Source organism: Virgisporangium ochraceum (assembly GCF_016863655.1).
GTDB lineage: Bacteria > Actinomycetota > Actinomycetes > Mycobacteriales > Micromonosporaceae > Virgisporangium > Virgisporangium ochraceum.
The window spans coordinates 31,024-53,465 of sequence record NZ_BOPH01000054.1; the positions used below are offsets into that span (position 1 = coordinate 31,024).

A 22,442-nucleotide genomic window follows, 5' to 3' on the forward strand; every position below is an offset into this window, starting at 1 on the left:
CCACCGGCCGTTAGCGTGAGATCATGCATGGACCGGCGCCGATCGACGAGGCGTCCCACCCCAAGGTCTCCCTGGTCAAGAGGACCGACGAGGTACCAGTCGCCAACGACGAGGAGAAGCCCCACCGCCGGCTCACCGGCCGCACCCGGCTGCTGGTCGACGTCGTCGCGGTCGGTGTGGCGCTGCTGGCCCTGTGGCAGACGTTCCGGCCGCTGAGCCAGGGCAGCCAGTACTACCTGATCATCTTCCTCGCGGTCACGTTGCCGTTGATCTTCCTGCTGTACCGGTCGGGCCTTCCGCAGCGGGACCCGGACCGCCCGTCGCCCCTCGACTGGGTCCTCGCCGCGCTCGCGCTGGTGACCTGCCTCTACCCCGTGCTGCCGTGGGGCGGCGGGTACAACGGCTTCCTCGACCGGCAGGGCGAACTGGCCCTGACCGACACCGTGATGGGCACGGTCCTCCTCCTGCTGATCCTGGAGGCGACCCGCCGCACCACCGGCTGGATCCTGCCGCTGGTCTGCCTGGTCTTCCTCGCGTACGGCTACTACGGCGGCTACATCCCGCAGAGCTGGGAGATCGCGCACGCCGGCCTGAACTTCGACGAGATCGTCGACGCGCTCTACAACTCGCCGAGCGGCTTCTACGGCACCCCGCTCGACGTGGCGGCCACGTACATCGTGCTGTTCACGATCTACGGCGCGGCGCTCGAACTGGCCGGCGCCGGCAAGTTCTTCGTCGACCTGTCGGTGGCGGCGTTCCGCCGGTCGGGCAGCGCGCCGGGGCGCACCGCGGTGGCGGCCGGTTTCCTGCTCGGCACCGTGTCGGGGTCCGGCGCCGCGACGACCGTGAGCGTCGGCGCGGTCACCTGGCCGATCCTGCGCCGGGCCGGCTACCCGCCCGAGCGGGCCGGCGGCATGCTGGCCGCGGCCGGGGTCGGCGCGATCCTGTCGCCGCCGACGCTGGGTGCCGCGGCGTTCATCATCGCCGAGTACCTGGGCGTGTCGTACCTGCGGGTCCTGGGCTGGGCGGTGATCCCGACGATCCTCTACTACTTGGGCATCCTGCTGGCCGTCGAGATCGACGCCCGCCGGTCGTCCGCCCGGGCGGTGGAGGTGCGCACCCCCTCGGTGTGGCGGCTGCTGGCGCGGTTCGGGTACCACTTCGGGTCGCTGATCTTCATCGTGGTGCTGCTGGCGCTCGACGTCCCGGCGACGACCGCGGTCGTGTACGCCACGCTGCTGGCCCTGGCCGGTTGGGTGGTGGAACTGCTGATCCAGCGGACGGCCGTACGCACGGCCCTGCGCGACCTGTGGCTTGCCCTGGCCCTCGGCGTGCGCGGCGTGCTGCCGGTCGTGGCGGTGTGCGCCGCCGCCGGGGTGATCGCCGCGACCACCACCAAGACCGGCCTGGGCCCGCAGGCCGCCTCGCTGCTGGTGCGCGCCGCCGAGTCCCTCGCCACGAACGAGACGCTCGTGCTGCTGTTCACGGCGGTCTTCGCGGCGGTCGCGCTGACCCTGCTGGGCCTGGCGGTACCGGTGACCGCGTCGTTCATCATCGGCTGGGTCATCATCGGACCGGCCCTGATCGACCTCGGGGTGCCCGATCCGGCCGTGGCCATGTTCGTCTTCTACTTCGCGGTGCTCTCCGAGGCCACTCCGCCGACGGCGCTGGCCTCGGTGGCCGCGGCCGCCGTGACCGGTGGCCGCATCGTGCCGACGATGTGGCAGACCCTGCGCTACGCGCTGCCCGCGTACCTGGTTCCGCTGGCCTTCGTCGCCGCGCCGACGGGTGCCGCCCTGATCGGCACCGGATCGGTGGGCGAGATCGCGTACGCCCTCGCCGCGGCGGCCGCCGCCGTGGTCGCGCTGGCGACCGCCGCCGGCGGGTGGGCGCTGGGCGTCGGGCCGGCCGGGACGCCGGTGCGCGTGCTCGCCGCTCTCGCCGGCTGCGCCCTCCTGTGGATCACCCCGGTGGCGACGCTGATCGGCGCGGCACTCCTGGCGGTGGCCCTGGTAGTGGCGTTCGCACTACGCCCTCCCACCGCAGACCCCCACCCGCCTCCCCGGCGAGCGCCCGCTGACACCCCGCACCACTGACGCCCTTCACCCCCGTCGATCTTGCAGTTGTGGCCCCCCATAAACCGCCTCGAAACGCCCCAAAAAGGCGGCCACAACTGCAAGATCGACGCGGAACGCGCCGGACGACGCGGCGCGCCGGCCGCACCTCAGCCACGCGCCGCACCGCCTCTTCCACGCGCATCGCCGCACGTGGCCGAAGAGGGTGTATGAGTTCGTGCATTCTCAGTGCAATAATTAGCCCGTGGACTTTTCACTCAGCGACGAGCAGCGGGCCATCCGCGACACGGTGCGCACCTTCGTGACCAAAGAGGTCGTTCCTCTGGAGGCCGAGGTGCTGCGGCGCGAGCGCCGGGGCGAGCCCGGCATCACGCGCGACGAGTACGTCGCACTGCAGCAGAAGGCGAAGAGCTTCGGGTTCTGGGGCATCGGCACGCCCGAGGAGTACGGCGGGATGGCGCTGCCGGCGGTCACGCAGTCCCTGATCTGGACCGAGCTCGGACGCACGTTCGTCCCGTTCCGGTTCGGCGGCGAGGCCGACAACATCCTGTACTTCGCCGACGAGCAGCAGAAGCGGGAGTACCTGCTCCCGACGATCAACGGCGACCGCATCTCGTGCTTCGCGATCACCGAGCCGGGCGCGGGCAGCGACCCGAGCAGCATCCGCACGTCGGCGACGCGGGACGGCGACGACTGGATCATCAACGGCGAGAAGACGTTCATCACCCAGGGCAACGAGGCCGACTTCGCGATCGTCATCGCGGTCACCGACCGGGAGAAGGGCGCCCACAAGGGCTCCACGGCGTTCCTCGTCGACCGGAGCATGGGCTGGACGTCGGAGTTCATCGCCACGATGGGCGAGGGCGGACCGGCGAGCCTGGTGTTCGACAACGTCCGCGTCCCGAACAGCAACGTCCTCGGCGAGCCCGGCCAGGGCTTCGAGCTGGCGATGAGGTGGATCGGCCGCGGCCGCTACATCATCCCGTCGCACGCGCTCGGCATCGCTGAGCGGGCGCTGCAGATGGCCATCGACCACGCCCGCAACCGGGTGACGTTCGGCCGTCCCATCGCCGAGCGCCAGGCGATCCAGTGGATGATCGCCGACTCCGAGGTGCAGCTGGAGAGCGCCCGGTGGCTGGTGCTGCACGCCGCCTGGACGGTCGACCAGGACAGGGACGCCCGGCACGCGTCGAGCATCGCCAAGCTGTGGGGCGCGCGGATGGCCAACGACGTGGTCGACCGGGTCATGCAGATCCACGGCGGCATGGGCTACACCCGGGAGCTGCCGATCGAGCGGTGGTACCGGCAGGTGCGGCTGCTGCGCATCTACGAGGGCAGCGACGAGATGCAGCGCCTGATCATCTCCCGTGACCTGCTCCGCGGCTTCACGACGATCGGCGGCCATCTGGGCTGATGGCGAGGAACCCCGCGATCAGGGCGGCGAGCCCGGCCTCGAACGCCCGCTCGTCGACCGACGACGACAGGGAACTGAGCCGGTGCGCGTCGGACAGGTGCGGGTAGTCGGAGGAGTACAGGCCGGCGTCGGCCGGAAAGCCGCCCGCGAACGAGCCGACCGCCGACCCGGCCACGAAGTAGCGCATGGCCGCGCCGATGCTCGTCGCGTCGCGCGGCGGCCAGCCCGCGTCGACCAGGGCGCCGAACACGGTCTCCGCCAGGCGCAGGGCCGCGGGTCGGCGGCCGGGTCCGCGCGCGATCAACGGGACCGCGTGCGGGTGCGCCACCAGCACCGCCCGGTACGCCCGGGCCCACTCGACGAGCGCGGCCGACCACGGCAGCCGCCCGAACATGGACAGGTCGACCCGCTCGACGATCGCGTCGGCGACCGCGTCGAGGATCTCCTCCTTGGTGGCGAAGTGGTTGTACAGCGACGGCGCGCTGACGGCGAGGTCGCGGGCGAGGCGCCGGGTCGACAGCTCGGCCAGCCCGTCGGCGTCGATGATCGCGAGCGCCCGGGCCACGATCAGCTCCCGCGAGAGCAGAGGGGTCCGGGGACGTGGCACGTACCAGAGCCTAGAGGCGCCGCACCGCTCCCGGGCCAGGCCGGCCCGCCACCTCGCGCATCTTGTCGATCTCGTGCCCGTCGGCGCAGCGGAGCACCAGGTTCACCTCGGCACCGCAGTCGCGGTGCACGGTGGTCAGCGGACCGCCGCCGGGGTCGGCCAGGTACCGGTCGCCCCACTCGCGCAGCGCCTGCAGCACCGGGTACAGGTCGAAGCCCTTCTCGGTGAGCCGGTACTCGTACCGCTGCCTTCTGCCCGGGTCGCGGTACGGCTCCCGGCGCAGGATCCCGTTCTCCACCAGCGTTGCGAGCCGGTCGGAGAGCACCTGCCGGGGGATGTTCGTGCGCACGCGCAGGTCGTCGAAGCGCCGCACGCCCATGAACACCTCGCGCAGCACCACGAAGGTCCACTTCTCGCCGACGATCTCCAGCGCGCGGCCGACCGTGCAGTTGTCGGCCGACCATTCCAACGCCGCGGGAACCGTACGCATGTGAGAAAGGCTAAGTCTCGTTGACAGACCCAGCAAGCCCGGGACATGCTGCGTCCATGACGCAGACCCAGGCCGACGCCGTAACGCAGATCAGGACGCGGACCTTCACCTGGGACGACCCGGCCAGCACCGCGGCACGGGTCGGCCAGCTCTCCGGCCTGGAGTTCCTGCACGCCATCAGCCGCGGCGAGCTGCCCGCGCCCCCGGTGACCCACATGCTCGGCATGCGGGCGATCACCGCCGAGGAGGGCCGGGTCACCGCCGAACTGCAGCCAGCCGAGTACCACTACAACCCGCTCGGCACCGTGCACGGCGGCGTGCTCGCCACGCTGCTCGACACCGCCACCGGCTGCGCGGTGCACTCGACCCTGCCGGCCGGCTACGGCTACACCTCCATCGACCTGAGCACCAAGTTCCTGCGTCCGGTCACCGTCGCGTCGGGGGTGTTGCGCTGCGTCGGGACCGTGTTGTCGAGGGGACGGCGAACAGCACTCGCCGAGGCGAAGCTCACCGACGAGCGGGGCAGGCTCGTGGCCACCGCGCAGAGCAGCTGCCTGATCTTCGAGGTGCCGTAGCGTAAGGCCGTGCGGAACCTGCCCGACCCCTGCGTCGTGGTGCTCGTCGGGCCGGGCGCGGCGGGCAAGTCCACCTGGGCGGCCACCCACTTCCCGCCGTCCGCGGTGGTCGGCAGCGACGCGCTGCGCGCGCTCGTCGGGGCCGGCGAGGACGACCTGGCCGCGAGCGCCGACGCGTTCGCGGTCCTCGACACGGTCGTCGACCACCGGCTCAGGCGCAAGCTGACGACGGTGATCGACACGCTCGGCCTCGACCCCGCGAAACGGGCGCTCTACCTCGCGAAAGCCCGGGAGAACGGGATGTCGTGCGTCGCCGTCGCGTTCGACACGCCGGCCGCGGAGTGCCGGGCCCGCAACCGCGCCCGCGAGGCCAAACGCATCCCGGTCGACGTGCTCTCCGCGCAGCTCAAGGCCTGGCCGAAGGTCCGGGAGAGCCTGCCGCACGAGGGCTTCGAGCACGTGCTCTCCCCCGAGCCCGTGCGGGTGGTGCCGAAGGCGTTCGTCGACGCACCGACCGCGGTGGCCAGGCAGGAGGAGACCCCGACCGGCCTCCGGTTCGGGCTGCATCTCGGTGAGTTCCGGTTCGCGAAGCCCACCGGCGAGGCGCTGCGCGAGATCGCGGTCGCCGCGGAGGCGGCCGGCTTCGACGCGATCTACGTGATGGACCACTTCCGCCAGATCCCGCAGATCGGCCGTCCGTTCGACGACTTCCCGGAGAGCTTCACGACGCTCGCGCACCTGGCCGCGGTGACGTCGCGGGTGCGGCTGGGCACGCTGGTCGCCGGCGTCACGTACCGGAACGTGGCGCACCTGGGCAAGATCGTCGCCACCCTCGACGTGCTCAGCGGCGGGCGCGCCGTGTGCGGGCTGGGGCTCGGCTGGTTCGAGGCCGAGCACACCGCGTACGGCTGGCGCTTCCCGCCGGTCCCGGAAAGATACAAGCTTTTCGAGGACGCGCTGCGCCTGCTTCCCGTGCTCTGGGGTCCGGGCTCCAAGCCGTTCCACGGCGAGGTGCTGGCCGTGCCCGAGACGATGTGCTACCCGCGCCCGCTCCAGGAGCGGGTGCCGCTGATCGTGGGCGGAGGCGGCGAACGGCGCACGTTGCGCCTGGCTGCGCGGTACGCCGACCACGCCAACGTCCTCGGCGACCTGGCGACCGTGCGCCGCAAGGCCGCGGTGCTGGCGGAGCACTGCGCGGAGGAGGGCCGCGAGGTCGGCCTGACCCACCTCTCCACCACGCTGGTCGGGCGCACCGACGCCGACGTGGCCGCGGAGGTCGACCGGCTCAAGCCGCGCAACCGCTCCGCGGCCACCTACGCGGCGAGCGTGCACGCCGGCACGGTCGCCGACCACGTCGGCCGGTTCCGCGACCTGGCCGACGCGGGCGTGGGCGAGGTGATGGTCCGGCTGCCCGGTCTCGCCGGTCCGGAACCGCTCGCCGCATTCGCCGACGTGATTGCCGCATTTCGATGACCGTGTAACTTCCCTCACAGCTGGGCATGGCTACGGGTGACGCCACCTCCCCGGGAGCACTCATGACGACCAACCCGATCCCCGACCCCGCCACGGAGAAGCCAACGCCGCGCAGGGACCGGACGAAGTACCTGTACCTCGCGGTGATCGTGGCCGTGGTGCTCGGCATCGCCGTCGGGTTCCTGTTCCCCGACGCCGGCAAGGCCCTCAAGCCGCTCGGCACCGGCTTCGTGAACCTGATCAAGATGATGATCAGCCCGATCATCTTCTGCACGATCGTGCTCGGTATCGGGTCCGTCCGGCAGGCCGCGAAGGTCGGCAAGGTCGGCGGGATGGCGCTCGCCTACTTCCTGGCCATGTCGACGGTCGCGCTGGTCATCGGCCTCGTCGTCGGCAACATCCTGCAGCCCGGCGCCGGCCTCGACGTCAGCGCCGGCGGCAAGGTGCCGGAGGGCACCGACGAGAGCACCGCCGACTTCCTGCTCGGCATCATCCCGGAGACCATCTTCTCCGCGCTCACCAGCGGCTCGGTGCTGCAGACCCTGTTCGTGGCGCTGCTCGCCGGGTTCGCGCTCCAGGCGATGGGACGCGCGGGCGAGCCGATCCTGCGCGGCATCGGCCACCTGCAGCGGCTCGTGTTCCGGATCCTGGCCATGATCATGTGGGTGGCGCCAATCGGCGCGTTCGGCGCGATCGCCGCCGTGGTCGGCGAGACGGGCTGGAAGGCGCTGGCCGGGCTCGCCCAGATCATGATCGGGTTCTACGTCACCTGCGCGATCTTCGTGTTCCTGATCCTCGGCCTGCTGCTGAAGCTCGTCACCGGGCTGAACCTGTTCTCGGTGCTGAGGTACCTCGGCCGCGAGTTCCTGCTGATCCTGTCGACGTCGTCGTCGGAGTCGGCGCTCCCCCGGCTCATCGCGAAGATGGAGCACCTGGGCGTGTCCCGTCCGGTGGTCGGCATCGTGGTGCCGACCGGGTACTCGTTCAACCTCGACGGCACCGCGATCTACCTGACGATGGCCTCGCTGTTCGTGGCCGACGCCCTCGGCCGGCCGATGTCGATCGGGGAGCAGGTCTCCCTGCTCCTGTTCATGATCATTGCCTCGAAGGGTGCGGCCGGTGTCACCGGCGCGGGTCTCGCGACGCTGGCCGGCGGCCTGCAGTCGCACCGGCCGGAACTGGTCGAGGGCGTCGGGCTGATCGTGGGCATCGACCGCTTCATGTCCGAGGCGCGGGCGCTGACCAACTTCGCCGGCAACTCGGTCGCCACGCTGCTGGTGGGCACCTGGTCGGGCGAGTTCGACAAGCAGCGCGCGCTGACCGTTCTCCGCGGCGACGACCCCTTCGACGAGGCCACGATGCTCGATGACGACCACCCCGAACCCGCTGCGGACAAGACGTCACTGGAGAAGACGTCACTGGAGAAGCAGAACGCCTAGCCGCTCCTCGACCCGCACCGGCTCCGTCGTGAGCACGGTGAGCGCGCCCGCGTACCCCTCGCCGGGGTGCAGGTCGACCATCACGGCCGGCAGCCGCCCGCGATCCGGATACGCCACCACCGCGGGCGGCTCGTCGGGGCCGCTGACCCGCACCCCCGTGAGCAGCGCCCGCAGCCCGTCGCCGGTCGCCTTCGTCACCGACTCCTTGCGCGTCCAGTAGGTGAAGAACGACGGCAGGTCCGGCGCCCGCTCCGACCCGTGGAGCACCGACCGGCTGAGCGAGGCGACGTCGATCTCGGAGATCCGCTCGACGTCGAGCCCGACCGGCGCCACCCGGGTGAGCGCCAGCCCGACCACGTCGGCGGAGTGGGTGATCGACGCGTGCAGCCCCGTACCCGGCAGCATCGGCCGGCCGTGCGGCTGCGCGCAGCCCGGACAGGTGCGGTCGACGACCACCTCGTCCGGCGGCCTGCCGGTCTCGGCGCCGACGGCGAGGCGCAGCATGATCGCGCCGAGCACCTGCCGCACGCGGTCCTCGGGCCGCCGCTGCCGGGCGGCCCGGGTCACCTCCACCGTGGACAGCAGCCGGTCGAACCCGGGTGAGTAGTCGGCCAGCCGCGCCCACCACACGTCCACCCGCGTCACGCCGCCATTCTGGCCTGCCGGCGCAGGCCGACGTACTCCAGGTCCACCAGTGCCAGCACGGCCGCGGCCTGCGCCAGCACCACCGCGGTGCCGGCGACCGTCAGCGGCCAGAAGCCGGCCACCACGGTCACCACGCTCGCCGCCACCCACGCCAGGTTCCCGACGATCACGACCCGGCCTGCCCCGGTGGGGATCGTCGGGCGTGTCGCCAGCCAGCCGAGGCCGGCGGCGACGCCAACCAGCACCACGCCGAGCGCGACCAGCCAGCCGGTCGGGATGCCGAGCACGCCGTCGAGGGCTGCGGCGGCCAGTGCCAGACCCAGGCCCATCACGCCGCAGGCGGCGGAGTCGGCGGTCAGGGCGCGGCGGAGCAGTCGGTCTCGGTTCATCGTCGTCTCCCTCATGTCGTTGGCGATGGGAAGACGATCGCGAGCCGGAGTGCGTGCTGTCGATTACGTCGGGGGTAATGGCCCTGCCCACGGCGCTCGCCTAGCGTCGGGGCATGACGGTGGACACGATGCGGCGCCCGGTCGGCGAGCAGTTGCGCGAGTGGCGGGAGCGGCGGAGGTTGAGCCAGCTCGAGCTCGCCATCGAAGCGGACGTGTCGACCCGTCACCTCAGCTTCGTCGAGACGGGGCGCTCGCGGCCCAGCCGCGACATGGTCCTCCACCTGGCGGAGCGCCTCGACGTGCCGCTGCGCGACCGCAACCACCTCCTGCTGGCGGCCGGCTACGCCCCGGCCTTCCAGGAGAGCCCGCTCGACTCGTCGTCGCTGAAGCCGGTCGCCGCGGCCGTGCGGCAGATCCTCGCCGGGCACGAGCCGTACCCGGCGGTGGTGGTCAACGCGCGCAGCGAGCTGCTCGACGCGAACTCCGCCGTGGGGCTGTTCCTCCGGGACGTGTCGCCGCACCTGCTGACGCCACCGGTGAACGTGCTGCGGGTGGCGCTGCACCCCGACGGGATGGCGCCGAACATCGTCAACCTGCCGGTGTGGCGGGCGCACCTCCTGGAGCGGCTGCGCCGCCAGATCACCAACTCCGGCGATCCGACGCTGCACACCCTGCTCGACGAGCTCTCGTCCTACCCCGGTGGCGAGCACCCGGACGCTCTCGGCCCGGCCGCCTCCGTGGCGCTGCCCCTGGTCTACCGGCACGCCGGGCGGGAGCTCACGTTCGTCAGCACCCTGGCCGTCTTCGGCGCCCCGAGAGACGTCACGGTGGCGGAACTGGCCATCGAAGCCTTCTACCCGGCCGACAACGAGACAGCGGCAATGCTGCGCAAAGGTGTCGGGGCGGAGTGACCCGCGACGGCATGGACGCTGTGAAATCTGCCGTCGCGGGGCACTCCGCCCCGGAACCGACTACCGACCGCCGAAGAAGTTGTTGCCCGCCATCCCGCCCTGGCCCACGCCGAAGCGCTGCTGCATGGTCGGGTTGTTGCCCAGCGCGTTGTACGGCGGCAGCAGCTCGGACGGCTGCACCACCACGAAGCCCTCGCCGCTGAACTGCATCTGCCAGCTCTCGCCGGTGTTTCCGCGCGGGCGCCACACCGACGACGACGTGACCGCCGCCTGCATCTGGACCTGCAGCGACGACGTCCACGCGATGACCGCGTCGGCGTCGGCGAAGTAGTAGTTCGACGAGTTGACCTGCATCACCAGCGGGGCGCCGGTGGTGGTGACAGCCACCTTGCCGCGACCGGTCAGCTCGATGTTGTACGCACCGGCGCCGGCGACCTGCACCTGCGAGTCGATGCGCACGATGTCCCAGCGCAGTCCGGTCTCGAACGCCAGCACGTTCTTGCCGTCGACGGTGAGGCCGTCACCGGTGAGGTCGAGGATGTGGATGTCCTGCGCCTGGTTGGCCAGGTACACCGTGCCGTTGCCGGTGACCTTCATCAGGTTCAGGCCCTCGCCGGTGAGCCGGCGCATGACGTGCGCGCCCCAGCCCTGGTAGTTCGAGTCGAAGTTCGCCGTGCCCTGGTAGGCGACCATCGCGCCCTTGCGGGCGTAGAACTCGTTCATCCCGCTCTGCTGGCCGAGCAGCGCCCGGAGCATCTTGCCGTTCTGCAGGCTGAACCGCTCGTTCGACCGCACCTCCTGGTTGCCCAGGAGCGTGCTGCCCATGATGCCGCCGCCGCCCGGGGCACCGGGCATCCCGCCCGGCGCCATGCCGGGGCCGCCCGGAGGCATCCCCGGACCGCCCGGGGGCATGCCGCCCGGAGGCATTCCGGGACCGCCCTGCGGCGGGTAGCCCTGCTGGGGCGGGTAGCCACCAGGCTGCTGCGGGTAGCCACCGGGCTGCTGAGGATATCCACCCTGCTGCGGGTAGCCCGGCTGCTGCGGGTATCCCATCGTCTCTCCTCCTTGCTCGCCGATCAGCCCGGCTCAGCCGCGAACCGACATACGTGGCCGCTCGTCCTCGCTCGGCTGCACGACGACGAAGCCGTGCCCGAGGAAGCCGAGTTGGAACGCCTCGCCCGAGCCGCGGCCGAACAGGCCGCCGAGCCGCGCGGTGCGCTTGGTCTTGATCCGCAGCCCCTCGGTGAACGCGACCAGGGCGTCGGTGTCGACGTAGGTCTCCGCCTCCTGGGTGTTCAGGACGATCGGCGTGCCCTTGCTGGTCAACGCGACCCAGCCCTGCCCGCGGAGGACGACGTTGAACATGCCCATGCCCGACAGCATCGACACGCCCTGCACCCGCTCGATGTTCCACTGCAGCGACGCGTCGAACGCCAGGATGTTCTTGCCGTTGACCGACAGCGCCTCGTTGTTGAGCTGCATGACCACGACGTCCTTGCCGTAGTCGGCGAGGAACAGGTTGCCCTGGCCGGTGCAGTTCATCAGCGGCACGCCCTCGCCGGTGGCCCACGACCGGGCCATCTGACCGAGCTGCGGCGGGTTGGGATTGAAGTCGATGAGACCCTCGTAGGCGATCATCGAGCCGGCCCGGGCCAGCACGTCGGGACCGCCGTGCATGAGAACCTTGCAGATCTTGGGACCGTGGGTGCTCATCCGGTCCTGAACCGGCGACTGCCCATAGTGCTGCAGCAACTGACCTTGCACGACCGCTCCCTCAGACCTCGTACGGCTGGACCACGACGAAGTGGCCCTGCATGCCCATGAACTGCAACGCCACCGACTCACCGCTCGCGCCGTGGTAGACCTCGCGCGAGACCCGCACCGACGTCGAGACGCTCACCCGCATGCCCGCGGTCCAGGCCACCACGGCGTTCATGTCGGCGAACGTCGGGCCCTGCACGTTGAGCGTCAGCGGGTAGCCCCTGGTCATCACGACCACGGTGCCCTGGCCGCCCACCTGCAGGTGGAACATGCCGCCACCGGGCAGGCCCGCGCTCTCGATGCGGCGCACCTCGGTCTGCAGCGACGCGTCGAACGCCAGCACGTTGTTGGCGTTGACGCACAGCTGCTGGCCCTGCAGCTCGACGACGTGCACGTCGGCCGCGTCCTCGGCCAGGAACACCTCGCCGACACCCTTGATGGACATGAGCTTGAGGCCCTGGCCGGTCATCGCGCTCTCGATGCGGCCGCGGATGCCGCCCGAGCCGCGATGGTCGAAGTCGATGTCGCCCTGGTAGGCCACCATCGACCCGCGCCGCGCCACCGCCTCCGGCCCGAGCGTGACCTTCACGAGCTTCGAGTTCTGGCGCACCCAGCGGCCCGAGGTGGGCAGCTCGCGGTACTGGTTCAGGCTGTTCATCGCGCCCGGCTGGATCGGCTGCGCCTGCGACGGCAGCATCTCCGGCCCGTAACCGGCGGCCGGCGGCGGAGCGCCGTAGCCACCCGCGGCGGGCTGCTGGGCGTACCCGGGCTGCTGCGTGGGCGCACCGTACCCGGGCTGCGGCTGCCCCGGCGGCGGCTGCTGGTAGCCCTGCGCCGGCGGCGGCGGAGCCGCGTACGCGGGCTGCGCCGGCTGACCGGGCGGCGGACCACCGGGCGGCGGCCCGAAGCCGGGCGCGGGCTGCCCGGGCGGCGGCCCCGGCGGCGGCGCGAAACCGGGCGCGGGCCCACCGGGCGGCGGCGCGAAACCGGGCGCCGCTCCGCCGGGCGGCGGGGCGAACCCGGGCGCCGGCTGGGCCGGCTTCGGGGCCTCCTCTTCCTCCTCGACCTGACCGCCGAAGTCGCGGATCAGGTCGGCGAGGCCGCCGTCGAAGCCCTGCCCGACAGCGCCGAACCGCCACACGTCCTTCAGGTAGAGGTCGGCGATGATGAGGCCGCGCTCGGTCTTGAAGTCGGACCCGGTGAACGCGAACCGCGCCACCTCGGTACCGCCGGCGACGATGCGCAGGTAACCGGACTGGATCTGGCCGGCGTTGCCGTTGCCGTCGATCGCGGCACAGAACGACAACCGGCCGATGGACTTCGGCACCGCGTTCAGGTTGACGCGGAACGAGTCGTTGTCACCGGACTGCTCGCCCAGCCGCTCGATCGAGCCGTCGGGCGACTTCGGCTGGTTGTAGAACACCATGTACCGGTCGTCGGACAGCTTGTTGTTGACGTCGAGCCCGAAGCAGGAGATGTCCCAGCTCGTGCCCGGAGCGTTCAACTGAACTCCGACATAGAGGTCGGTACCGGCGGTCAACGCCGACAACTGGCTCTTCTGCCCCTTGGTGAACTGCTTCGACACCGGACTCCCCTCAGGGACGCATGCGTTTGCGACGGCCAACTTAGCAGTACAGACCAAGAGGGCGTGTCCGGAACCGTACCGGAAGGATCTCGTTATACGATTTGAAAACCATGTTCAAAAAGAAGGGGAATGGATGAAGATCGCCTTCGTCGGCAAGGGCGGGAGCGGCAAGACGACGCTCGCCGCCCTCCTCGCCAGGCACCTGGCCGCGCGCGGACGGCCGGTACTCGCCATCGACGCCGACATCAACCAGCACCTGGCCGCCGCGCTGGGCCGGCCGCAGGAAGGCGGACAGGCCGACGAGCCGCCGCCGCTGGGCGGCCACCTCGACCTCATCAAGGAGTACCTGCGCGGCGACAACCCGCGCATCGCGTCGGCCGCCGAGATGGTCAAGACCACACCGCCGGGGCGCGGGTCGCGGCTGCTGCGCGTCACCGGCGACAACCCGGTCTACGCGGCCTGCGTCCGCGAGATCGGCGGCGTGCGGCTCGCGGCCACCGGCCCGTTCCAGTCGGACGACCTGGGCGTCGCCTGCTACCACAGCAAGGTCGGCGCGGTGGAGCTGCTGCTCAACCACCTGGTCGACGGGCCGGGCGAGTACGTGGTGGTGGACATGACCGCCGGCGCGGACTCGTTCGCCTCCGGCCTGTTCACCCGGTTCGACGTGACGTTCTGTGTCAGCGAGCCGACCGTGCGGGGCGCGAGCGTGTACCGGCAGTACGTCGGCTATGCCCGCGAGGGAGCCCGCGACTACGGCGTCACCGTGCACCCGGTCGCCAACAAGGTCACCGAGCCCGCCGACCTCGACTTCCTCCGGGCGGCGCTGGGCACCGAGCCGCTCGTCGCCTTCGGCATGTCGGGGTTCGTCCGGGCGGCCGAGCGCGCGGAGACCCGTCCCATAGAGCACCTGGAAAGGGCGACCAGAGACGGCCTGGACGTGCTGATCGCCGCCGCCGACGCGGCGCCGCGCGACCCCGCGCGGTACAGCCGGCTGGCCGCCGAGTTCCACGCGCGCAACGCCACGGCGTGGGCCAACGACCGCGCCGGCACCGACCTGACCACCCAGATCGATCCCGACTTCGTCATCCCCATCCTGGAGGAAGCATGTCCCTGACCGTTCCCGCGACCCTGCTCGACGCCGCCGTCCGCGACGAGGTCACCGACGCCGAGTTCGTCGAGTGCGTGCGCACCTCGCTGCCCTACGCGTGGTCGGTGGTCTCCGACGTCGCCGGCCGGCTGCACAGCGGCGGCACCGAGATGGCCGACCACCAGACCCCACCGCCGTCGGAGGCCGAGCGCGGGCAGTTGCTGCGCGCGCTGGCCAGCGACGCGATCCGGGGCGGGCTGGAGCGCCACTTCGGCGTGCGGCTGGCGTTCCAGAACTGCCACCGGGTGGCCGCGTTCCACCCGTCCGCCGTCGACGGCGACCGCTACCGCACGTTCACGAGCCCGCGGGCGCAGCTGCTGAACCAGTCGCCGGAACTCGTCGACTGCTAGCTTCCGCACCGTCGACTTCGTTCGACTTCGTTCGACTTCGTGCGACTTCGTGCAGGCGAGGGCCAGCCGTGGCAAGGGATCCCCACCCACGGCTGGCCCTCCTCGTCCTCGTAGCGCCTTGTCACGTCGCGGACCTCGCCGCACCGCTGCCGGCCGCGTGAGCGCGACCCGCTCGTCGACCTTGCAGTTGTGGCCGCCATGCACCGCCGGTCGATGCGTGCAAGCAGCGGCCGGCAGCCGGCCAAGCCGGCATTCCGGCTCGGCCCGGCGTCGCCGCCACTGTCCGTCGTCGTGGATCCGCTCAACAGGTCTGTGCCGGCCGGCTTGATCGCCGTTCGAGGAACGAACGCGTAGTCACACTGCGGTTCCGTTCCTCGAACAGCGATCAACAGACACCTGACACCGGCACAGACAGGTCGTATCGCAACGCGCAGTGACGCCGCAGCCGCATATCCTCCCGGCCGTCCGAGCGCGCCCACGTCGGCGCGGCTGCGGAACTGCGCCCGGGCGGCACACTCGTCGCCGCCGATGTCCGGGCGTTTCACCCCTCGAGGTAGCGGGTACGGCTGTGGCACAAAGCCGGGATTACCTGGGGCAACGACGCCCGTAGCGTGAATGTCAACACCAGGACGCAACGCAAGGAGCGACAGCGATGAGCACCCAGGACGTCACCACCCGGACCCGGCGGGTCGACAGCGAGCGCGGCGCGCTGCTGTTGCTCCTGGCCATGGTCGGGCTGATGATCGCGGCGCTGTTCGCCATGGGTGCCTGACCCCGTCCGGGGCAGGCCTCAGGGCAGCGGCACCGATCGACACGCCCGACGCACCAAACCCGAACCTGAACCCCGCTCCACCAGCGGATGTGCTACGGTTCCCCACGTTGCGGATTTTGGTTTTCCAGATGCTTTGGTAGCGCCTGAGGAGCTTTGTCCTCAGGCGCTACTTGCGTTGCCGGTCTTCCGGCTAAAGGTGATCACCCGCAGCATGGGGTCGGTAAGGTGCCTGCCCCGCAGCCTTGGCAAGGAGAAGACATGGCTTTCGGCACGGTGAAGTGGTTCAACGCGGAGAAGGGGTACGGCTTCATCACCCCCGATGGTGGCGGCGCCGACGTGTTCGCCCACTACTCCGCAATCGCCGCGCAGGGATTCCGTAGCCTCAACGAGAACCAGCGGGTCGAGTTCGAGGTCACGCAGGGCCAGCGGGGGCCGCAGGCCGCCAACATCCGCGCGGTCTGATCTGAACGAGTAGACGCCCGGCCCCCTCGGGGGCCGGGCGTTTGCCGTCTCATGGGAAGGCTGGCCCGATGGCGAGCAGGTACCGGTGGGTCATCCTGGTCGTCGGCGCGGGTGCGCAGGGCTCGGCGGCGGCCTTCTACCTCGGTCTCGCCACGATCGCACCGGCGCTGCGGGCCGACTACGGGCTGAGCCTCACCGGCCTGGGCCTGCTCCTGGCCGCGCCGCTGCTCGGGCTGGTTCTGACGCTCGTGCGGTGGGGCCAGGCCACCGACCGGTTCGGCGAGCGTCCGGTGATGGTGCTGGCGCTGGGCGGGTGCGCGGCCGTCCTCGCGGTGGTCCCGGTCCTGGGTCCGCTGCCGGTGGTGTTCCTCGCGCTGGTCGCGGCCGGCGCGGCGGTCGCCGGGGTCAACTCGGCCAGCGGCCGGGCGGTGCTGAGCTGGTTCCCGGCCCGCGGCCGCGGGTTGGCGATGGCCGTCCGGCAGAGCGCGGTGCCGATCGGCGGCGCGCTCGCCGCCGCCACGCTGCCGACGCTCGCCGCGCGTGGCGGCTCGCGCGCCGCGCTGTGGGCGGTCGCCGGGCTCGAGGTGGTCACGGCGGTCGCGGTCGCCGTCTGGATCAGAGAGCCACCGGACCGCGTGAGCACGGCCGGCGCTGCCGGTCGCACCCGCGTCGTCGACATGCTGCGGAACGGGTCGTTCATGCGGGTCTGCGCCGCCGGTTCGCTGTTCGTGCTGCCGCAGGTCGTCGTCACCGGTTTCGGGGTCGAGCTGCTGCACGACCGCGCGGGGTACGCGCCGGCCACGGCGGCGGCGCTGCTGGCCGTCACGCAGGTCGCGGGCGCCGGCGCGCGGGTGCTGGTGGGCTGGTGGTCCGACCGGGTCGGTAGCCGCCTGCGGCCGTTCCGGCTGATCGCGTACGCGACGGCGGCGGCGTTCGCGGTGCTGGTGCCGGTGCTCACCGCCGAGGGCGCGGTGGTCGGCGCGGTGCTGGTCGCAACCGGGGTGGTCGCGGTCTGCTGGAACGGCCTGGTGTTCGTCGCGGCCGGGGAGATGGCACCGACGGGACGCGTGGGCGCGTACCTCGGCCTGCAGAACACCACGATGTTCGGGGCGTCGACGCTGGCGTCGGTGCTGGTCGGCGCCGGCGCCGACGTGGCCGGCTGGCCGTCGACCGTGCTCGTGCTGACCGTGCCCGCGGTCGCCGCGGCGCTGGTGACCCGGCCGGTGGTGGAGACTATCCGCGAGCCACGACCGCCAGGTCGGCCCGGGCCTGCGGCAGCAGCTCCCCCACCGTCTCACGTACCGCCCGCCACAACCGCGGCGCCAGAAGCGGATCGTGGCCCCGAGCGGTGAACAGGTCGACGAGCCACCGGTCGGCGTCGAGGAGCACGGTGCGGTCGTCGGCGAGGAGGCTCGCGGCGAGCGCGTGCAGGGCGTGTTCGGCGAGGTCCTCGGCCAGCTCTCCGCTGACCGGTACGGCCGCGCCCTGACGCCAGCGGTCGAGCGCCCCGCGGCGGAAGTCGGCGAACCGCAGCATGATCTCCAGGTGCTCGTCGGCGCCGGCGTGGCGCAGCGGCTCGCATGGGCCGGTGCCGGGCGTGATCCGCTCGAGCTCGGCCACCGCCGACTGCGCGTCCGCGGCCCACGCGGTGGCGCCCAGGGCCAGCGCGCGCCGCGCGTCGGCGCCGAACGCGGGTCCGCCGGCGAGCACCGGACGGCCCGACTCGCGCACCGCCTCGATCATGCGGCGGGCCGCCGGCAGCGCCTTCACGACCGAGCAGCTGATCGCGACCGCGTCGGCGCCGGTCTCGTCGAGGTACCGGGCCAGCTGGCCGGGCGGCGTGCTCGCGCCCAGGTACGTGGCGCGCCAGCCGGCGGCCCGCAGCGCGTGGGTCACCATCCGGGCGGGCAGGCTGTGCCACTCCCGCTCTGCGCAGGCGACGACGACGTGACCCCGCGTCGGCGGCGGCCACTCCGCCCGGGCGGCCAGGGCCGCCACCACCGCCTCGCTGACCGCGGTTGCCGCGTGCTCCTGCGCGACGGTCCAGTCGCCGACGGCCCACCGCCGGCCGACCTCGCGCTGGGCGGGCACCACGAGGTCGAACATCGTCTGTACCGGGTCGCCACCGGCGTCGACCTCCGCATGGGCCACGGCGACCGCGGCGTCCTCGTCACCGGCTCCCAGGGCGTCGAGGAAGGTGGTCAGGGTCGCGCCGACGCCGGCGAGCGTCACGCCGACGCCCGCAGCGCGACGATCGCGAGATCGTCGCGACGGCGCGGGCCGGACCGCTCGACGGCATCCATCTCGACGGCCTCGACCAGCGCGTCGACCGGCGCCTTGAGGTAACCGGTGGCGAGCCGCAGCAGCCGGTTGAGGCCGCTGACGCTGTCGCGGCCGGCCTCGGTGACGCCGTCGGTGTAGAGCAGCAGCGTGTCGTGCGGCGCCAGGTGGACCCGCAGCGGCGTGTACACGGTGCCGGCGACCACGCCGGCGAGCAGCCCCTTGACGGGCAGCGGCTCGACGGTGCCGTCGGGGCGCAGCAGCAGCGGCGCGGGGTGCCCGGCCGAACCCACGTCGAGCCACCAGCCGCCGTCGGGGTGCGGGGTCGCGTGCGCGTACACGGCTGTGACGAACCGCCCCGCCTGCGACGCGACGAGCTGGCTGTTCAGCGCGTCGAGGACCGGCCCCGGCCGCGGGTCGAGGTGGGCCGCGCCGCGCACGGTGTGCCGGGCCTGCCCGGTGACGACCGCCGCGGCGACGCCCTTGCCGGACACGTCTCCGAGCACCACCGACCAGCCGGTGCCGGTGTGCCAGACGTCGTAGAAGTCGCCGCCGATGTCGACCTCGGCGTCGGCCGGCCGGTACCGCGCGGCCAGCCGGACGCCCGGGATGATCGGCAGCTCCGGTGGGCGCAGGCTGGCCTGCAGGACGCTCGCCACCGCCGACCGCTCGCTGTACCGGCGGGCGGCGTCGAGCGCCAGCGCCAGGTGGGCGGCCAGCTCCTCGGCGAGCCGGACGTCGTCGGGCAGGAACCCGCTGCCGGCCCGGCGCACGAGTGTGAGCGTGCCGAACGTGGACCCCCGCGCGGTCAGCGCGACGCCGAGCACGTCGGCCGGCCGCAGTTCGTTGGCCTGTCTCCGGATCTCCGGATCGGGCACGAGCGCCGACAGCCCGTCGGAGCCGGCGTGCTCGTGGTTGACGTGCAGGAGTTCGCTGCGCCCCGTGGCCAGCACCCGGCCGGTGCCGCTGAGCGTGGGCCGCGGCGCCGTGACGACCGCCTCCACCGGGTGCGCGTCGCCCGCCCGCAGGTACATGACCTTCGCGGAGCTGGACCCGTCGACGAGGAGCAGCTGCGCCCAGTCGGCCAGCCGCGGCACGACCGTGCGCAGGCCCTGCCGGCGGGTCTGGGTGAGGTCGAGGCTGCCGGAGACCTGCCGGGCGGCGGCGGCCAGGAACGCGGCGCGCTCCTCGGCTTCGGCGAGCGCGGAGAACGGGTCACGGACGGCGTCGGTACGGACCTCGGTCACGGCTCACCTCCCGTGCGGTTCGCTCTGCGTTGCTTCGAAGTGGCTTCGAACCTGTGGGGGATCTCTGCACGCCCGGTGCTACATCGCTAGTCTTGCCGGGTCTTTGCCGCACGTCAAACGAACGGCGGGGTGCGTCGGTTGAGCGATCCGGGAAGCTCACGCACACTACAGGGGCACAAGGCGTCGGACGGAGGGCGGACTGTTGACCGACGACGAGGCGTTCTGGGAGCTCGTGGTCGACCGCCAGCCCGAACACACAGTGTTACGGGTCACCGGCGATCTCGACCTGGAGACCGCTCCACGGCTGCTCGCCGGCGTCGAGCCCCACCTGGTCGCCTCCGATGAGAGCCTGATCATCGACCTGAGCGCACTGAGCTTCATCGACTCCAGCGGCCTCTCGGCCCTGATCCGCATCAACCAGCGCGTGGCCGCGACCGGCCGCCGGCTGACGATCATCGCGCCGGCCCCCCAGGTGGCCAAGGCCTTCGAGATCACCGGCCTCGACCAGATCCTCCCGTTCCACCCCGCCGCCTGACCCGCCGCCCGCGCGGACGTTTCGAGGTGGGCATGCCCGGGGCAAGTACCGTTGGTGCGCATGGACGCTGATTCGACGCAGGCCGCCGCCCCGTCCTCCGGTGCTGGTCCGAACGCCACGCAGGAGGCACCACCGGCGGCCCCGGCGGCCCCGGCGGCCCCGGTCTGGCCGTCGGCCCCGGCCGCACCGCCGTCGGCCCCGTCGTCAGCGCCAGCAGCACCGCCAGCAGCACCGCCAGCGTCATCGGAACCGTCGGCACCCCCGTCGGCACCGCCCGTTGGTCCCGTCGCTTCGGGACCGGATGCGGGCCGGGCCCAGCAGCCCGGGCAGCCCGGTGCGCCGGTCTGGCCGACGGCTCCCGCGGCCGGGCAGTACGAGCCGCCGCCGAACGGCACCGTCCCCACGGACGGGCCCGACGCCTGGGACGGCGCGGCCGACGACGAGACCGAGCTGCCCCCCGCCGGTCTCTGGCAGCGGATGAAGGCCGACCCCGAGTACGCGCCCGAGCACCTCGCCCTCGAAGCGGTCCGCGCCCTCGGCCCGCAGGCCGCCGCCTGGGTCGAGCGCACCCGCGCCCGCTACCCCGGCATCCCCAACGACACCGTGGCCCAGATCGCGGTCCGGCGGTTCACCACGTTCGCGCGGTTGTCGGGGGCGGCGGCCGGTGCCACCGGGCTGCCCGGCGCGGTGATCGACATCGGCGTGCTGGCCTGGACGCAGGCGCGCATGGTGCTGCACATCGCGGCCGCGTACGACGTCGACCCGGTCGACCCGGAGCGGGCGACCGATCTTCTGGTGCTGCAGAACGTGCACAAGTACACCCAGACGGCGCGAACCGCCCTCGCGGTGGCGCGCGGGCACGAGGACGCCGGGAAGCTTTTCCAGCGCAAGGGGCCGCCGCCGCAAATGTCGCAGGTTTTCCTGCAGCTCGGCTGGAAACTTGCGCAAATGGCGGGCATGCGGGCGGCGAAGAAGATGTTCGCGAAGATGGTTCCGGGCGCCGCGATCATTCTGGGAACGTGGGCGAATTCGAGCGCCACGAAAGATCTCGCGAAGAAGACCGTCGAGCGCTACCGCAGGGCCGGCTACAACCCGTTCGAGCTTCCGGCGGGTCCGCAGCAGTCATAGCAGTTCGGCCATATTGTCCGCGCTTACTTGCCCGCAAAACCGTACATTTCACCCGCGCAAACGGCGTTTGTGACACCGCGAGCGAAAATCGGTACTTGCCCTGTCATCCCGCGTCTCCAAGAATCCGGGAATAGACCGGTGTCGACTTCCGAATCTTCGGAAGACCCTCGATTCCAATCGACTCCGGTCAATCTGAGGGTCTGCCGACCGGCCGGCCCCAGTCCCCCCAAGTGGAGGTACGGATGGGACTCACCAGGTCCGTCCGCCGGGCCGCAACCGGCCTGGCCGCCGCGGGAATCGCCGCCGGCATGGTGCTCATGGCACCGACCGGAGCGTTCGCCGCTCCCAGCACCCTCGCCCAGCTCGACGCGGCGACGGCAGACCTCGAGACGTCGGCACGGATCGCCGGCACCGCGTGGTCGACCGACGCCGCCAGCGGCCAGGTCATCGTCGACGTCGACCCGACCGTCACCGGTGCCCAGCTCCAGCAGGTCGTCGCCGTCGCCTCGAAGCACGGTAAGGCCGTCAAGGTCAACAAGGTCTCCACGAAGATCGACCTGTTCATCAGCGGCGGCGACGCCATCTACACCGGTGGTTCGCGCTGCTCGCTGGGCTTCAACGTGCGCGGCGGATCGACCGACTACTTCGTGACCGCCGGCCACTGCACCAACGCCGGGGCCACCTGGACCAACGGCAGCACGACGCTCGGCACCCGGTACGGCACCAGCTTCCCGGGCAACGACTACGGCATCGTGCGCTACACCAACACCAGCATCGCCAAGCCCGGCAACGTCGGCTCGCTGAACATCACCGGCGCCGGCAACCCGACGGTCGGTCAGCAGCTCTGCCGTCGCGGCAGCACCACCGGCACCCGCTGCGGCCAGGTGACCGGCCTCAACGCCACCGTGAACTACGCACAGGGCTCGGTGAGCGGCCTCATCCGCACCAACATCTGCGCCCAGCCGGGCGACAGCGGCGGCCCGCTCTACTCCAACAACGGCATCGCCTACGGTCTGACCTCCGGCGGCAGCGGCAACTGCACCACCGGCGGAACCACCTACTTCCAGCCGGTGACCGAGGTGCTCAGCCGCTACGGCGTGCAGGTCACCTGATCAATCACCATCACGACGGGCCGGGTTCCGACAGGAGCCCGGCCC

The 22,442-nt window shown here is 71.9% G+C and carries 22 protein-coding genes; 13 read left to right on the forward strand and 9 right to left on the reverse strand.

Annotated elements, in window-relative coordinates; all coding sequences use genetic code 11:
* The first annotated feature begins 23 nt into the window (after positions 1-23).
* Together Voc01_RS20315 and Voc01_RS20320 are read left to right on the forward strand one after the other, a co-directional pair.
* Positions 24-2,096, forward strand: coding sequence for a TRAP transporter permease (locus Voc01_RS20315; RefSeq protein WP_203929059.1), 2,073 nt, complete (start codon positions 24-26; stop codon positions 2,094-2,096).
* 223 nt (positions 2,097-2,319) lie between these two features.
* Complete coding sequence (locus Voc01_RS20320) at positions 2,320-3,489, forward strand: acyl-CoA dehydrogenase family protein (RefSeq protein ID WP_203929060.1); 1,170 nt, start codon at positions 2,320-2,322, stop codon at positions 3,487-3,489.
* Here Voc01_RS20320 and Voc01_RS20325 read toward each other — a convergent pair.
* Positions 3,461-4,096 (reverse strand): TetR/AcrR family transcriptional regulator, encoded by a 636-nt coding sequence (locus tag Voc01_RS20325; RefSeq protein WP_203929061.1) that lies wholly within the window; start codon positions 4,094-4,096, stop codon positions 3,461-3,463. The two genes, Voc01_RS20320 and Voc01_RS20325, sit on opposite strands and share 29 nt — an antisense overlap.
* Positions 4,097-4,106: 10 nt before the next feature.
* Positions 4,107-4,586: a winged helix-turn-helix transcriptional regulator gene (locus tag Voc01_RS20330; protein ID WP_203929062.1), complete on the reverse strand. Its 480-nt coding sequence runs from the start codon at positions 4,584-4,586 to the stop codon at positions 4,107-4,109.
* Between the two features lie 56 nt (positions 4,587-4,642).
* Between Voc01_RS20330 and Voc01_RS20335 the strand changes: the two genes are divergently transcribed.
* The 3 genes from Voc01_RS20335 to Voc01_RS20345 all read left to right on the forward strand — a co-directional run bounded on the left by Voc01_RS20335 (position 4,643) and on the right by Voc01_RS20345 (position 8,073).
* Positions 4,643-5,161, forward strand: coding sequence for a PaaI family thioesterase (locus Voc01_RS20335; RefSeq protein ID WP_203929063.1), 519 nt, complete (start codon positions 4,643-4,645; stop codon positions 5,159-5,161).
* Between the two features lie 9 nt (positions 5,162-5,170).
* A complete protein-coding gene (locus Voc01_RS20340; protein ID WP_203929064.1) occupies positions 5,171-6,634 on the forward strand; it encodes a TIGR03560 family F420-dependent LLM class oxidoreductase in 1,464 nt (487 codons plus the stop codon).
* Between the two features lie 62 nt (positions 6,635-6,696).
* Positions 6,697-8,073, forward strand: coding sequence for a cation:dicarboxylate symporter family transporter (locus Voc01_RS20345; RefSeq protein WP_203929065.1), 1,377 nt, complete (start codon positions 6,697-6,699; stop codon positions 8,071-8,073).
* On the opposite strand, the gene Voc01_RS20350 is transcribed toward Voc01_RS20345, so the two are convergent.
* Positions 8,050-8,718: a 4'-phosphopantetheinyl transferase family protein gene (locus Voc01_RS20350; protein WP_203929066.1), complete on the reverse strand. Its 669-nt coding sequence runs from the start codon at positions 8,716-8,718 to the stop codon at positions 8,050-8,052. The genes Voc01_RS20345 and Voc01_RS20350 overlap by 24 nt on opposite strands.
* Positions 8,715-9,107 carry a hypothetical protein gene (locus Voc01_RS20355; protein ID WP_203929067.1) on the reverse strand — a complete coding sequence of 131 codons (393 nt, stop codon included), beginning with the start codon at positions 9,105-9,107 and terminating at the stop codon, positions 8,715-8,717. The genes Voc01_RS20350 and Voc01_RS20355 overlap by 4 nt, the downstream gene beginning before the upstream one ends.
* A 113-nt stretch (positions 9,108-9,220) precedes the next feature.
* On the opposite strand from Voc01_RS20355, the gene Voc01_RS20360 reads away from it, so the two are divergent.
* Positions 9,221-10,018: a helix-turn-helix domain-containing protein gene (locus Voc01_RS20360; RefSeq protein WP_239160343.1), complete on the forward strand. Its 798-nt coding sequence runs from the start codon at positions 9,221-9,223 to the stop codon at positions 10,016-10,018.
* 60 nt (positions 10,019-10,078) lie between these two features.
* Here Voc01_RS20360 and Voc01_RS20365 read toward each other — a convergent pair whose 3' ends face one another.
* Genes Voc01_RS20365 through Voc01_RS20375 form a run of 3 tightly spaced genes read right to left on the reverse strand, consistent with a single transcriptional unit; the run spans position 10,079 to position 13,364 of the window.
* Complete coding sequence (locus Voc01_RS20365) at positions 10,079-11,071, reverse strand: AIM24 family protein (RefSeq protein WP_203929068.1); 993 nt, start codon at positions 11,069-11,071, stop codon at positions 10,079-10,081.
* A gap of 33 nt (positions 11,072-11,104) precedes the next feature.
* Entirely contained in the window at positions 11,105-11,782 is a 678-nt protein-coding gene (locus tag Voc01_RS20370; RefSeq protein WP_239160344.1) for an AIM24 family protein, read from the reverse strand.
* A 10-nt stretch (positions 11,783-11,792) separates the two neighbouring features.
* Positions 11,793-13,364 carry a TerD family protein gene (locus tag Voc01_RS20375; protein WP_203929069.1) on the reverse strand — a complete coding sequence of 524 codons (1,572 nt, stop codon included), beginning with the start codon at positions 13,362-13,364 and terminating at the stop codon, positions 11,793-11,795.
* Between the two features lie 133 nt (positions 13,365-13,497).
* Here Voc01_RS20375 and Voc01_RS20380 point away from each other — a divergent pair, with 133 nt between their 5' ends.
* From Voc01_RS20380 to Voc01_RS20395, 4 genes are all read left to right on the forward strand, one after another.
* Positions 13,498-14,478, forward strand: coding sequence for an ATP-binding protein (locus Voc01_RS20380; protein WP_203929070.1), 981 nt, complete (start codon positions 13,498-13,500; stop codon positions 14,476-14,478).
* The gene (locus Voc01_RS20385; protein ID WP_203929071.1) at positions 14,469-14,861 is read left to right on the forward strand and encodes an SCO5389 family protein; all 393 of its coding nucleotides are present in this window, start codon (positions 14,469-14,471) and stop codon (positions 14,859-14,861) included. The genes Voc01_RS20380 and Voc01_RS20385 overlap by 10 nt, the downstream gene beginning before the upstream one ends.
* Before the next feature lie 1,030 nt (positions 14,862-15,891).
* Positions 15,892-16,095 (forward strand): cold-shock protein, encoded by a 204-nt coding sequence (locus Voc01_RS20390; RefSeq protein WP_203929072.1) that lies wholly within the window; start codon positions 15,892-15,894, stop codon positions 16,093-16,095.
* 68 nt (positions 16,096-16,163) lie between these two features.
* A complete protein-coding gene (locus Voc01_RS20395; RefSeq protein ID WP_203929073.1) occupies positions 16,164-17,447 on the forward strand; it encodes an MFS transporter in 1,284 nt (427 codons plus the stop codon).
* Here the strand turns inward: Voc01_RS20395 and Voc01_RS20400 are convergent.
* Together Voc01_RS20400 and Voc01_RS20405 are read right to left on the reverse strand one after the other, a co-directional pair.
* On the reverse strand, positions 17,329-18,327 hold the full coding sequence (locus tag Voc01_RS20400) for a cobalamin B12-binding domain-containing protein (RefSeq protein WP_203929074.1): 999 nt from the start codon (positions 18,325-18,327) through the stop codon (positions 17,329-17,331). The genes Voc01_RS20395 and Voc01_RS20400 overlap by 119 nt on opposite strands.
* The gene (locus Voc01_RS20405; RefSeq protein ID WP_203929075.1) at positions 18,324-19,622 is read right to left on the reverse strand and encodes a PP2C family protein-serine/threonine phosphatase; all 1,299 of its coding nucleotides are present in this window, start codon (positions 19,620-19,622) and stop codon (positions 18,324-18,326) included. The genes Voc01_RS20400 and Voc01_RS20405 overlap by 4 nt, the downstream gene beginning before the upstream one ends.
* 202 nt (positions 19,623-19,824) lie before the next feature.
* Here Voc01_RS20405 and Voc01_RS20410 point away from each other — a divergent pair, with 202 nt between their 5' ends.
* The 3 genes from Voc01_RS20410 (at position 19,825) to Voc01_RS20420 (ending at position 22,397) form a co-directional block, all read left to right on the forward strand.
* Positions 19,825-20,157 (forward strand): STAS domain-containing protein, encoded by a 333-nt coding sequence (locus tag Voc01_RS20410; RefSeq protein WP_203929076.1) that lies wholly within the window; start codon positions 19,825-19,827, stop codon positions 20,155-20,157.
* Positions 20,158-20,607: 450 nt separating this feature from the next.
* Complete coding sequence (locus tag Voc01_RS20415; protein WP_239160346.1) at positions 20,608-21,285, forward strand: EcsC family protein; 678 nt, start codon at positions 20,608-20,610, stop codon at positions 21,283-21,285.
* Positions 21,286-21,527: 242 nt separating this feature from the next.
* Positions 21,528-22,397 (forward strand): S1 family peptidase, encoded by an 870-nt coding sequence (locus tag Voc01_RS20420; protein ID WP_203929077.1) that lies wholly within the window; start codon positions 21,528-21,530, stop codon positions 22,395-22,397.
* Positions 22,398-22,442 lie beyond the last annotated feature (45 nt).

What these genes read in the sequence shown, in the direction of transcription:
- Voc01_RS20315 (WP_203929059.1), top strand. Translation starts at nt 24, where the DNA reads ATGCATGGACCGGCGCCGATCGACGAGGCGTCCCACCCCAAGGTCTCC.
- Voc01_RS20330 (WP_203929062.1), bottom strand. Translation starts at nt 4,586, where the DNA reads ATGCGTACGGTTCCCGCGGCGTTGGAATGGTCGGCCGACAACTGCACG.
- Voc01_RS20335 (WP_203929063.1), top strand. Translation starts at nt 4,643, where the DNA reads ATGACGCAGACCCAGGCCGACGCCGTAACGCAGATCAGGACGCGGACC.
- Voc01_RS20345 (WP_203929065.1), top strand. Translation starts at nt 6,697, where the DNA reads ATGACGACCAACCCGATCCCCGACCCCGCCACGGAGAAGCCAACGCCG.
- Voc01_RS20355 (WP_203929067.1), bottom strand. Translation starts at nt 9,107, where the DNA reads ATGAACCGAGACCGACTGCTCCGCCGCGCCCTGACCGCCGACTCCGCC.
- Voc01_RS20360 (WP_239160343.1), top strand. Translation starts at nt 9,221, where the DNA reads ATGACGGTGGACACGATGCGGCGCCCGGTCGGCGAGCAGTTGCGCGAG.
- Voc01_RS20365 (WP_203929068.1), bottom strand. Translation starts at nt 11,071, where the DNA reads ATGGGATACCCGCAGCAGCCGGGCTACCCGCAGCAGGGTGGATATCCT.
- Voc01_RS20380 (WP_203929070.1), top strand. Translation starts at nt 13,498, where the DNA reads ATGAAGATCGCCTTCGTCGGCAAGGGCGGGAGCGGCAAGACGACGCTC.
- Voc01_RS20385 (WP_203929071.1), top strand. Translation starts at nt 14,469, where the DNA reads ATGTCCCTGACCGTTCCCGCGACCCTGCTCGACGCCGCCGTCCGCGAC.
- Voc01_RS20390 (WP_203929072.1), top strand. Translation starts at nt 15,892, where the DNA reads ATGGCTTTCGGCACGGTGAAGTGGTTCAACGCGGAGAAGGGGTACGGC.
- Voc01_RS20395 (WP_203929073.1), top strand. Translation starts at nt 16,164, where the DNA reads ATGGCGAGCAGGTACCGGTGGGTCATCCTGGTCGTCGGCGCGGGTGCG.
- Voc01_RS20420 (WP_203929077.1), top strand. Translation starts at nt 21,528, where the DNA reads ATGGGACTCACCAGGTCCGTCCGCCGGGCCGCAACCGGCCTGGCCGCC.